The sequence below is a fragment of the Allomuricauda sp. d1 genome (assembly GCF_039592695.1).
Taxonomy (GTDB): Bacteria; Bacteroidota; Bacteroidia; order Flavobacteriales; family Flavobacteriaceae; genus Flagellimonas_A.
This window is the reverse complement of sequence record NZ_JBBUTK010000005.1, coordinates 1-13,214: the sequence shown is the minus strand read 5'-3', so window position 1 is coordinate 13,214 and position 13,214 is coordinate 1. Positions and strand designations below refer to the sequence as shown.

General features: G+C 43.5%; 6 protein-coding genes. All 6 read right to left on the bottom strand.

The window, feature by feature from the left end:
- Nucleotides 1–1,303, bottom strand: a 1,303-nt coding sequence (locus tag AAAH86_RS14955; RefSeq protein ID WP_343488485.1) for a hypothetical protein, incomplete at its 3' end; no start/stop codon positions are given.
- 419 nt (nt 1,304–1,722) lie between these two features.
- Nucleotides 1,723–4,941: an FG-GAP-like repeat-containing protein gene (locus AAAH86_RS14950; RefSeq protein WP_343488484.1), complete on the bottom strand. Its 3,219-nt coding sequence runs from the start codon at nt 4,939–4,941 to the stop codon at nt 1,723–1,725.
- A 232-nt stretch (nt 4,942–5,173) separates the two neighbouring features.
- A complete protein-coding gene (locus AAAH86_RS14945; RefSeq protein WP_343488482.1) occupies nt 5,174–9,466 on the bottom strand; it encodes a Calx-beta domain-containing protein in 4,293 nt (1,430 codons plus the stop codon).
- Nucleotides 9,467–9,650: 184 nt separating this feature from the next.
- Nucleotides 9,651–11,621 carry an OmpA family protein gene (locus AAAH86_RS14940; protein WP_343488480.1) on the bottom strand — a complete coding sequence of 657 codons (1,971 nt, stop codon included), beginning with the start codon at nt 11,619–11,621 and terminating at the stop codon, nt 9,651–9,653.
- A gap of 11 nt (nt 11,622–11,632) precedes the next feature.
- Nucleotides 11,633–12,583 (bottom strand): type IX secretion system membrane protein PorP/SprF, encoded by a 951-nt coding sequence (locus AAAH86_RS14935; RefSeq protein WP_343488486.1) that lies wholly within the window; start codon nt 12,581–12,583, stop codon nt 11,633–11,635.
- 15 nt (nt 12,584–12,598) lie between these two features.
- Nucleotides 12,599–13,214 (bottom strand): gliding motility-associated C-terminal domain-containing protein (locus AAAH86_RS14930; protein ID WP_343488479.1); only part of this gene is annotated, 616 nt, incomplete at its 5' end.

Genomic DNA, 13,214 nt, shown 5'->3' with positions numbered 1-13,214 from the left:
CGGCGTTTATCGTCGCGGCATTGACCGCGTCGGCAGCGATGTCGCTTGATTCCACCGCGCCTGCCGCTATCTTGTCCGTTGTTATCGCATCGTCCGCTACGTCCAAGGTCACGTCGTTGAAGGCCGCATCGGTGCCGCCCGTGATGTCTATCGTGCTGTCCGTAGAGGTGATGTCACCGTCGCCCGCCAAAGAGCTCACGTCCACCTCAAGGGCACCGGAACCGTTCTGGGTCAGGCCACTGCCAGCCACATCGGCGTTGATGGTCGCCGCGTTCACCGCATCGGCCGCAATGTCGCCGGAGGCTATCGTGCCGTCAAGTATCTTGTCCGTTGTTATCGCATCGTCCGCTACGTCCAAGGTCACGTCGGTGAAGGCCGCGTCGGTGCCGCCCGTGATGTCTATCGTACTGTCCGTCGAGGTGATGTCGCCGTCGCCCGCCAAAGAGCTCACGTCAACCTCCAATGCACCGGAACCGTTCTGGGTCAGGCCGCTGCCTGCCACATCCGCGTTTATCGTCGCGGCATTGACCGCGTCGGCCGCGATGTCGCCGGAGGCTATCGTGCCGTCAAGTATCTCGTTCGTGGTTATTCCGTCAGTGGCTACTCCCAATGTAAAAGGGTCACCTGTAGTACCAGACCCTGAACGAACTAGCGTACCATTCGTAGCGTCAGTGACTTCATTACCAATAATTGCATCCGCATCATCAACACTTAAATTGTCAACGTAGTTTTTTGTTGCTGCATCTTGTGGATCTGTAGGATCATCCAAATCTGTAATTGGGTTGCCACCAGCACTGTTGCCCTGTGCTAAAACCTCTGTCAGGGTTTGGTCATCTGTATCAATAGCTGCTGCTAAGTCAGCAAGTGAGACAAAAAGTGTATTAGATTCAGAATCAGTGATTTCCAATTGTCCTGTTCCTGTATTTACAGTGAAAGCAACATTTGTAGTATTTGTATCAACCACTGCAGCTATATCAGCCAAAGGAATGGTCACTGTATTGTTATCACTATCTCTAAGTATCAAATTGACTCCATCTTCTGTCAAAGAAGCGTTTGTTGTATTGGTATCATTGCCAGAAGTTAATTCCCATGAATCCCCATCCCAAAAGAAAATGGTTCCGGTAGTGGTGTTCACATAAATATCTCCGGCATCAGCTCCTGCTGGGGTAGTTGCACCTGGTGCTGATACAGCCGTTCCGCTTAAAACCTCACAATTACATTGGTCTTGCAATGTAACCGTGGTTTGGGAAAATGCAATTCCGGATAGGAATACAAAAAGGATGAAAGTGATTAACTTTTTCATGGGACGTTTTTTTGGTGATGTCATCCTGATATTTTATTCAAGTTTTATTCTTTTCTGTTTGAAAAACTTTCTTAAGTCTGAACTGCTAAACTTGAATCGTAGGAAAGTGTTGCGCTACTATTGAAAACCTTTCGTAGCCTTTTAATCTGGCCTTCTTTCACAAACCTTACCTTTGATAAGTTGGTCAATTCATTTATAATTTGGGGCGTATTTCGCTCTTTTTCAGCGAATACAGTTTTTCTACACCTTACAAAATTAACGTTATGGCTACCTGAGGAAAATAATTGTTGTGTAACTGCATTTTCACACAGTATAGGGCTGTAAACCTGAAGTCTAATTCTTTTGTTTCACTCGGCTGAGTAATATGCCGTTTATCGATTCTGTCAACAATTACAGTACTTTCTGACGACCCAGTGGTGTCAATTTTTATTTACCCTATACGTTATTCTTCGGTTGGTAATCACAGTATTCACCTGTACCGATACTGTGGCTGGATTGGAGGTTGCCGTTTCACAAACAAAAGCAGTATTTGAGGCAATCACCCGGTATTGATTTCCATTTTCAGCGGCGGTCACATCTGTCAAAATCAATGTATCTGTAGTGGTACCAGAGTATATTCCGGTGTCAGTTAAATCGACCCACGAACTACCGTTGAATATTTGCCATTGATATGTGTTGGAATTTGTGGCAGTTACCGAAAATGAACCAGTACAGCCAGGGCAAAGCGTCAAATCTATTGGTTGTGATGTAATCGATATTGTCAATCCCGCTTCCAAATAATCTGCAGTGGTATTGGAGTCAGCATCTACCGGTGCTGTATAGGGTGATGCAGTAACCGTACCGTCACCGTTTATCGGTGGACTACCCGAACCGTACATCCCGTTATCGTCAGCATCGGTATTGGCATCACCGTAGGCTTCATCAGCATCGCCACAGCCATCGCCATCGCTATCTGTATCGAGGCAATCTGCGATACCATCTTTATCGGTATCCCTTGTCGCTGTCCAAATAATGGCATTTACCAATAAGTCTTCACCTGCGGCGTTAAAACCACCGTTTGAATTGGAATGCGGTACAATAGCCCTTCGACCTGGAGCCACGGCAGGAGCTGGATTTACATTATCGAAGGCATCGCCAGGCTCCCATATTGCTAGAGCAACCTCTCCGTTTGGATGCAGCCCCAAAACGGTACCCGATGTCAGACTGTTTGCCCGAAAGGACGCATCCCCAATATCGTAATTGCCGAGTGCCAATCCTGAGGTTATGGGGTGTGTATTATCGGTTATATTCAAAATATTAGTGGTAGTGGTAGCCCCTTGGTTAGCACCCATTAAATTATCGTGCAGAAACGTTTCACTGGTGATTACACCGTTCTCAGTGGTAATCATATTGGCTACATTCGCCAAAGCCGTACCGCTATTTGCATCTTCATAAATAAACGTCACCGCATAATTATTGGCGTCACCACCGACCCCATCATCAACTACATCAACCGTATATCCTAAAACTATTAATTTATCTATAGCATTCTGTTCTTCTGTACCAACTGGAGTATTTGTAACCCATAGTACTTGCATTGCGTTGGGGCATTCCACCGAATCCAATATACCGTCATTGTCGTCATCCAGATCAGTTAAATCAGCTATACCATCCAAATCCGTATCATCTTGGGGTGAAACCGTCACCGTGGCCGTATCACTTTTTCCCAAAGCTGGACAGACAGAAACCGTAGAATCTGTAATCGTGTAATCGAAGGTTGTGCCTGGAAATAAAGTACCAGCACTATAGGTATAGGTTACCAAGCCTGCATCTGCATCATCAATGATGACCGTACCCACTGCCGGCTGTACCACACTGTCTATAAAAAAATCTTCTCCATCAGGCTCTGAATCATTGTCAAACAAGCTGATTTGTATTGATACTGTGGTACCGGGAGGCACCAAAACATCATCATCTACCGCATCGGGCGGATTTACATTTTCAACAATCTCGGCATCGGTAGTGGTCATGTCAAAATGATTTGTGCCGGGAATGGTACTGGGTTGAGCCACAACGGTGGCCACCAATCGGGTGAAACCATCTACGGGATCATAAAAATTTGGATACCGCACTTCAATAATGTAGGTCTCATTTTCTCCCAAGGGCAACCCAAAATGTACTTGTTCCGGACTTTGTGTTCCATGGCCAAAAACACCATTGACCTGTCGGAGCCCACTGACAATATTTCCTTGGCAGTCTTTGATGATTACATTGGTGCCGATTGCAACCCTACCTGAAAACCCTCCGGTCGACCCATCTGCATCTCTATCTTCGGTAACATCAATAATCAAGTGATTATCTCTATTTGAAGCAGGTAGGTCATTGATATAAAGCTCATTGCTACTGCCATTGATGTTGATATAAATATCTAAATCACCGTCGTCATCAATGTCTACCATCGTAGCACCTTCGCCATCTGCTGTGTTGAATGTCTCAGCATCCAAACTAAAAGACATCGCTGCGCCACTGCCCACCATACCTGGTGCCGGCGTCGGGCTATTCAGTTGATTGATATAGAGATAACTACGATTATTTGAGCCACTACCAGGGGCGTCACCAACCAACAGAATATCTATATCACCATCGTTATCAATATCACCACCGGCCAAAGCGTCAATTGGGTTTGAAGAACTGCCACTGTCAGTGTTAGAAGGTTGGGGCAACCCAGGGAAAACCCCTCCACCCAAGGGTGTCCAAACTCCGGGGCCATCATTCCTGAAAATCTGGGTCAAGCCATTTTCTGTCCACACGGCATCTAAATCACCGTCGTTATCCAAATCCCATAATCCATTGGCCCCCTTATTACCATTTGCAGCTTGGGCCAAATCAGAACCATTGGTAAACGTTCCGCCTTGATTTAGAAAGAAATCGTTTTCATCACGTTTCCGCATAAAAATATCGACCCAACCATCGTCGTTCACATCGGCAGCAGAGCCATAATCACCATCTGTGGCAAATTGATTCAGCCCAAATTGAACATTTGGACTGCCATTTAAGTTCGTAATGTGGGTGAACATTGCACTTGGTGCAGGATTGACCACTGTATGTGTAACATGGTCGATATAGTTGTTGCGAAGGAGTTCAATACCATAATTGTGACTGTCAAAAAAGATATCTAAATCACCATCACCCTCAAAATCAAAAAATCCAGCTCCTTCAGTATTCAAAGGGTTTATTGTTATTGTTGCACTGCCATTCTCACCAACGGTCAAAGGGGCGGTTCCCCCAGTACCATCACCAAACGTACCATCAGTATTTTGAATGAATATTTGAATGGCAACCCTAGAGCTTGTTGTACCTGAAGAATTGATCATAAAATCAGGTCGGCCATCGTTGTTCAAGTCACCCCAAGCAGCTTGTCTCTCAGCCCTATCACCCAGCATACCCGGTGCCAGTGTAGACTGTACATTGGTAAATGTGCCCACAGGGTCTTGCTCCATCAAGAAACTTTTGACGGAACCATTGTTATTGTTTTCTAAGACCAGCACATCTAAATCGCCGTCATTATCAAAATCGGCCCAGGCATGGCCCCCGTCTTTATTTTGACCTAAGTTAAGACCATAGGCGGCGGCACTTTCTGTAAATGTGGTCTGTGCCAATAAAGCATTTGGAAGTAAAAAAACAAATACCACTAAGAGAGGAAAAACTATGTTTCTCAAAAGAGGCAAAATCCTTGAATTTAAGTGGTTTACACCGCAATATCGTTCAGCATAAACCTTTGCCAAAGTATTTGTTGTGAAGTACTATGTGACCAATATGAACAACCCGATATACGTGGTCAATGAAACATTTAAACTTTGTAAATAATTGATTTGTAATGAATTACTTACATCAATCCCTGTTTACTCTGTAAGTGACTCTGCGATTGGTAATTACTGTCCTTACATTTACAGTAAGTATTGCAGCGTTTGAAGTTGTGGAAGTACACGAAGTAGTAGAATTGGATACTATCACTCTATACAAGTAACCGCTTTTGATTTGTACGACATTATTGACCGTGACCGTTGCGGTCTGGGTTCCGCTATAATCTGTTCCGTCAGCAATATTGTTGAAAGCTCCGCCACCATTTGTACTCACTTGCCACTGATACGTATCGGCATTACTGGCATTCACTGAAAATGTTGCATTATCGCCTACAAAAACCGTTTGGTCTGCAGGTTGCGTATTGATAGTAACCTCTGGCACATTGGCGATTGTAAAACTCCCTAAACTGATCGGGCATTCATTGTTGCCCCATCTTGCCCACAAATCATACGTGCCAGCAGCTAAACCATTGTAGGTCACCGATCCACTGTTGTCGGGAACATTTGGCTCATAACTGGCTTGGTTGTCTAGACTGAATTCGATTGCCGATCTATTGGGGTGGTCAGGAAATGTAAACGTGATTTCACCATTATCGAGACTACAAGTGGCATCTGTTGTACTTACGGTCACCGTTGGATTTGACTCTACCCTAACCCTGACCGTATCCGTATCTTGACATCCATTTTGATCGGTCACCGTAACGGTATAATCTACATTGACATTTGAATTGGGATTCCCCGTTGGAGTGACCGTAATACTGGCAGTTGTTTCACCCGTACTCCAGAGATAGGTATAAGCAGGGTTTCCGCCAGAACCGGAAGCTGTAAGTGTTACCGATTCCCCATCACAAATCTCCTGATCTGCGCCAGCATTTGCTGTGGGTGCTATTACTGTCAATTCAACTTCACTGGAGGTTTCGGTATCACAGATATAGGAAGAATTGGAAACAATAACCCTATATCTGTTGCCATTATCTGATGTTTGGGCATTTGCAATATTCAATGTTACAGTGTTGGAACCTGAGTGTATGCCCGTATCGGTCAAATCATCCCAACCAGTGCCATTGAACAGTTGCCATTGGTAAGTGTCAGCATTGGAAGCTGATACCGTGAAAGATGTATTTCCACCTGGACAAATACTGCTATCCGTTGGTTGGGAAGTTATGGTTGGGGCAGTGCCTGCCTCGAGAAAATCAAACGTACCACTAGCATCACCATCTTCTGGTGTTTGGTAGGAAGCAGCGGTTACAGTTCCATCTGAATTTACGGAAGGTGTTCCAGAACCATACATACCATTATCATCAGAATCAGCATTTGCATCCCCGTACGCTTCATCAGCATCATTACAACCATCACCATCACTATCGGCTTCTTGTGAGTTTGGCGTGCCATCCCCGTCTGAATCGCAAAAAGATTGGGTAACTTGAATATCATCTAAAGCCAAATCATTACCTAAACCACCTGGCGCATTGTTTATCATTACTATTTCCAATGCAGTATTGGAGGTAGGGGTAAAAGAACCTGTAAATTGCTTCCAGGCAGTTGGATCTCCGTCTGCCTCTCTCGGAACACTGCCTGTATTGAAAGAGAACACTTGGCTGCCTCCCTGCTCAATAATTACTGTAATATCAGGTTCTGTTCTTCCATCGTTTGAGGGTGAGTCTATATCTAGGTTCATGACCCAGAATGAAATATCCAAGGGTACATTTTCTACCGCTTGCACAAGTGGCCTTCTGTAAAACTCGAGACCAGCGGTGTTATTCGCATTTACAATCAACATCTTATCATTTCCTGTGGTGTGATCGCCTACACTTTGCCACACAGTCGGCGCCCATGTACCTGTCGTCGATATATCATCAAAGATTGTGTACTCTCCATCATTGAGATTTGGGCTTCCACCTCCTGACCCTGTGCCATCTTCATAAATATAATTTGTATATGGAGTTGAATTTCTATTGCCATCGGCAACCCCAAAGTCTTCAGAAAATATAGTTACATCTATAGTTGGGTCAGAAATGTCGCAATTAACACTTTCTACCTCATCCAATATTCCATCATTGTCATCGTCAAGGTCAGACGAATCAGGCACACCATCATTATCAAAATCGGTCAATGCAAGGACAGTTAAGGTCGACGATGCAGAACCAGATAGAGGTATGTTTTGAGTATTAGAAACATCAGAAGATGTAATTGTATTCGTAAAAGACCCATCAGTGCCTGTAACAACATCGAAAACAAATGTGCATGATGTACCCGCAGGTATCGATACGCCCGAAATACTAAAAGTTGAGGATCCTGACACAGCAGAAATAGTACCCCCGCAGTTCGAGGAAGCATCAGGAGTGGGTGCTATCGTCATACCCGAAGGAAGATTATTTGTCAAAGAAAAGTTTGATAAGGAAACCCCGTTTGAAGGATTATCAATACTTATTGTCACAATGGATTCATCGCCAAGGTTGATTATTGATGGGTTAAATGATATGCTCGCCACACTCGGAAAGGCTATTTCATTCGAGGTTACGAATACTCCACCCCAGATACCCTCGCTACTACTGCCTAAGGTCACATCCATATCAGTAGCATTATTTGCCACAAAACCAGAAGCATCAAATACATCACTGTCAATGCCCCAGCTATATGAGTAATTGGGATTTCGTGCTCCCGTGTCCAAGCCAAATTCAGAAATAGTTCCATTCAGGGTATTGTCAGCTGGATTCAAAGCATTTGAAAGCGCTGTTCCCTCAATGCTTACAAAGTCACCTGTACTATTGGCCTCACCATCAAATGCAAAATAGGCTGCATGGGTTTCAAATGCACCGCTGGAAGGTGTTAATAAACCGGTCACGGTAAAAGAATCATTTGCACCAAAACCGAAAAAATCAAAACCATCCCAAACAGCAATGTTTCTACTTTTCTCCGATGCGTCTTGATATATGACCACCATATTCCATCCCCCATAAGGCCCGGTGAAACTGCTACCAGTTGCCAAAGTAATATCAGCCGCGAAATAATCTCCAGAACCCCCAGATTGTACAAGTGACGTCACGTCTGCAAAAGCCAGATATGATGTCCATCCAGAAAAAGAAGCATTCTCTACATTAATCACACTAGCACTTACAGTGTTATAGCTAGATGATCCAGGTATTCTTAATTTGACCTGGCTTGCATCGAGCCCCAAAGGATTTGTGATGCCTGCATTTGTACTCCCGTAAAGTCCTCCCCAGTACAATCCTGCCCATTGCACTGTTGCTCCTACAGGTAACGACAGCGTTGCGCTACTTGAGTTTGTTGTAGAACCATCGCCGTCTATATCTGCATAGCCCATGACCACACTTGGGTTATTGGTCGTTGGTGAACCAGGACATCCTGAAACACATTCAAGATTAGTGTTTGACAAAACTTTAAAATTGCCTGCCAAATTCATGGCATAACGTTCTTCATAAGGTCTTGGATCGTTGGGTTCGGTGATTGTTCCAGTACCTGTGTCGGATATATCAATTGAGCTATTTGAACTACCGGTTAGTTGAATGGTAAAAGTTTCATCGAGTTCGACCCCTGCATTGTTCAGAATAGAAACAGTTATCTGATCGGTATCGCCTGAAGTTCCATTGAAGCTCAAGGTACCTGTATTGGTTGAATAATCACTTCCAGCAGTAGCCGAACCATCCTGAGTGGTATAATTTACTGTAAAGAATCCCGAAGTATTGGCCCCAGAATGTGTAGCTGTAAAGGTGGCCGTTCCGGCACTTTCATCAACTGTAACGTCATTGACATTTATTTGAGCGCCAAAGGTCGCTGTGAAAAGAACATTGTCAATAAAGATTGTATCACTTCCATCCCAACTATTACTGGCCGTTCCGCTACCACTATAAAAAATAATTGCTGGGTTAGAGGCGATTTGGGCAGCTGTGAGGTTATAAGTAACGGTTCCGGTATTATTTGTTTGTATGCGGGTCACAAAATCCCAAGAACCAGTATTTGAATTATATATATACGCATCTAGAGCCTCACCCCCTCTAGAAGTGGCATCATAGTCAAAAGTAAGCGTCACTGAAGAGGCGCCTGCCAACGGTACAAATCGATATATCCAACGATTGTCCATGTTTCTGAACCTTAATCGATTTGAATTGACTCGAATTCTACCACCAGATGGACTACCACCATCATTCTGTTCAGTCCAGTTTGAGCTGAAATTCTGAGATCCATCATTGTTAGAATAAGAAACAGAGCTAAAATTATCTAGAAATGTTTCTTGGGCAGATGCCAGAAAACAGAAAAAAAAGAAAAATAAAAATGTTAGTTGTTTAGTTACCGACGGCATACTCACACATTACAGCGCAAAAGTATTGTTGTAACATGTGTAGATGAAAAATATGTTGTGTATGCAGTAAAAACTTATGTAAAAGATGATAATGTCGCCGTCAATAAAACAAAGCAATGCCAAAAATAGCTGTTTATCGATGAGCTCTTTGTAAAATAAGTGTTTTGAGAGTAAGAAAAGTCTTCTACTCTAAAATAATAAATTCTGAACGTCTATTCAGTTGATGTTTTTCCTTCGTACAACTGACCCCATTTCCACATTCGTTGACCAAGCGCGTTTCACCAAAGCCTTCACTTGCCAATCTACTGCTCTCAATACCTTTTGAAATCATATAATTGACCGTTGATTCAGCCCTTTTTTGTGAAAGCCAGAGGTTGTAATCGTCATTGCCGCGGCTATCAGTATGGGAATTTACCTTGATTTTTAGACTTGGATATTTCTCCATGGCAGCAATGACCTTTTGTATTTCAATCTCTGCATCAGGCCTGATGTTATATTTGTTCAAATCAAAATATATGGTGCTCAATTGCAATAATTTCGCCAAATCATCACCATAGCCACCTGTAACTACATCACGTTCTAGATAAAAGTCAACAATTCTTGGTTTTCCATAAGAGGATGGGAGGTACTCTTCAGAAGGTACGTAACCTTCCATCAAAGCGCGTACAAAGTTGCCTTTTGAACAATCCAACTCCAAAACGTATTCCCCTTTGGCATCTGTTCTTGTGGACAGCACCTCATTGTTGTTCTCATCGATAATCATGACCGTTGCCCCGACCAATACCTCGTTGGAAATTCTGTCACGTACCGTACCTGTTACATCCTGTAGGCAATCCAACATCAAAGGTTCTCTCTCATCGAATTCATAGATGTCATCTTCACCGACACCGCCTGTTCTGTTCGATGAAAAATAACCACTTTTCTTGTCTTCATCGATTATATAAGCAAAATCATCATAAGGCCCATTGACGGGTTTGCCTACGTTTTCAATTCTTTGGTCGTATTCATCAAAAGCGATCTTAGTGGCGAAAACATCCAACCCTCCCAGCCCGGGATGACCATCAGAAGAGAAGTATAACACGCCATTCTTGGTTATGAATGGAAAAGTCTCCCGTGCTTCTGTATTGATTGTGGTACCTAAGTTCACTATTGGTCCAAAAGTGCCGTCTCCAATGATCTCTGTCATAAAGATATCAGACTCACCATGTGACCCAGGCATATCTGAAACAAAATAGAGTCTTTTCTCATCAGGACTCAACACTGGGTGTGCAACCGAGTAAGAATTATCATTAAAAGGAAGCTCTGTGATATCTGTCCATTCACCATCGACAAGGGTTGCCTGGTATATTTTTAGTCTAGTGACACCTTCTTGGTCTTTATATTTTTTACCGTCCAAGAAATTATTACGGGTAAAGTACATCGTTGTACCATCTTTTGTAACCACTGAGGTAGATTCATGCAGTCTAGTGTTTACATCGCCTGGCACCTTGATCACTGCTTCATTCGAAGTCGTATCAGCATTGGCATTGACTTGATACAAATCAAGAAAATCTTTCGAATTCCAAGTATGTCGGTACCTGGCCAGGTTTCCCGTATCTCTGTCCGAGGCAAAAATGAGCCCATCATTGTAGAAGGAAGTAGCAAAATCAGAGTATTTACTGTTATAGCCAAACAGTTTTACATTGTAGCGACCTGAATTTTCTTCAATTTTGGCAATGTAATCCTCTTCGTAAGCCATAACACGGCCATCTTGTGCAGCCAATTGCTTGAACTTTTCCATCATGGCATTGGCCTTATCATAATCGCCAAGTGTCTTTAAAGTTTGTGCATAGCGGAATAGATAATCTGCTCCCGATTCGTCGCCGTAGTCTTCAATCAAACGTTCGTAGACCTTTCCTGCTTCTTCGTATTTGGCATTAAAGTAGTAGGAGTTGCCCAATCGTTTCAGCAAATCTGCGGATACATATCCTTTGTCCAATACCTTCTTATAAATATCAATGGCTGGGCTAAAGGAATAGCTTTGATAGCGCTCATCGGCACGATCTATTTGCCTGACCGGATTTTTAGATGCCACCGAATCATTGTCTTGAGCAAAAGCGTTGCCAATAACTAGGAACAATGATACTAATAGTGATACTCGTATTTTTTTCAACATCCGATAGTATTTTAAAAGAATCGGGGTGACACTGTTTTTCTAAAGGAACTCAAAAGCTCAAGCCGCAAAAAAACCTCAAAAGACCCATCATTGAATTGTCTGGTTCCAAGTTCAGTTGTTTCTCTATCATAGGCCAAGCCCAGCATAATCTGCTCCGTAATTTGAAAACCTGCCAATGCACTGACTGCAGCATCCCAACGGTAAGCAGCCCCAAAGCTGAATCTATCGGCAAACAGAAAGCTTGCAGAAAGGTCAACTTGTAGAGGTGCACCGCCCACTGCCTTGGTCAACAATGCAGGTTTGAACTTCAAATTCGGATTCAAATCAAAAACATAGCCCGTAATCAAATAAAAATTCATTCTTTCAGTGGAAAGAAAATTTATTGAATTGGCATCTCCCCCACTGTTATCAAAAAACTCAGTTTCTAAAATATTTGGTACTGATAGGCCTGCATAAAACTTATCGGTATGGTAATACACCCCCAGTCCGAAATTCGGTGAGAATTGATTGTCAATGTTGTCTTGTTCGACTACTTCATCATCAAAGTTTCTAAGGCCATTGAAATCAAGGCTGATGATATCACCACCGACTGACAATCCGAATGACAATTTTTTATCCAAATCAACATCAAGGGTATAAGACACCACAGCATCAATATAGGTTTCCTGTACCACGCCATCGCCAATATTGTCATTCACTACCGATATACCATATCCCAGCTTACTATTACGTATTGGCGAATGTAAATTCAAGGTAAAGGTTTCGGGAGCTCCATCCAGACCTACCCATTGTGCTCGATATAAGCCTGCCAGTGAAAGCTGGCCTCTAGAACCAGCATACGCTGGATTCACACTCATCGTGTTGAACATATACTGGGTGTACTGGGCATCTTGCTGTGCTACAATACTTTGAAAAGTTATTCCAATCAAAATTATCGGAAAGAAAATACTCTTTTTGATCATCATTGCTTTAATGGGTTATCTACTGATATAGAAATAATCGCTATCGGTAATTCTTCCTTGATCGGTATCGTACTCAAATATATAAAAATATACTCCCGAAGGAAGGTAATCGTCTACCGAAAGGGTAGACCTGCCTCTTGACCTCCCATCAAATATGTTGTTTATATTGTTATAATTTCTTCCCTCGTACACTGCTACGCCCCATCTATTGAAAATTTGAAGCGTATTGTTTCGTGCATTTTCCACCCCCCTGATAAACAAAAAGTCATTTTTACCATCACCATTGGGCGTTACCAATTGATTGACTTCAACAGCAACTGTTTCTGTATCATCGGTATCATCTAAATAATCGGGCGTGCCATCGCCGTCAGTGTCGTCGTCGGTCGGGTCCCCGTCGCCGTCGGCGTCCTCGTCGGGCGTGTCGATCCCGTCGCCGTCATCGTCGAAGTCGCGGTAGTTCACGTCCTCCGTGCCATCGGTGTCCGGAAGGTCGCTGGCGGGGTCGTCTATTTCATCATTGACATCGTAGCCGTCGTCAACGTCGGCCCCCTCGTAGCCGTCGTCGAGCCCGTCGTTGTCCGTGTCGGTGCCCGTGAAGGCCTGGTCCGGGTCGCCGTCGAAGTTGAAGTCG

Coding starts and splice junctions, on each gene's coding strand:
- AAAH86_RS14945 (WP_343488482.1), bottom strand. CDS start 9,466: ATGCCGTCGGTAACTAAACAACTAACATTTTTATTTTTCTTTTTTTTC.
- AAAH86_RS14940 (WP_343488480.1), bottom strand. CDS start 11,621: ATGTTGAAAAAAATACGAGTATCACTATTAGTATCATTGTTCCTAGTT.
- AAAH86_RS14935 (WP_343488486.1), bottom strand. CDS start 12,583: ATGATCAAAAAGAGTATTTTCTTTCCGATAATTTTGATTGGAATAACT.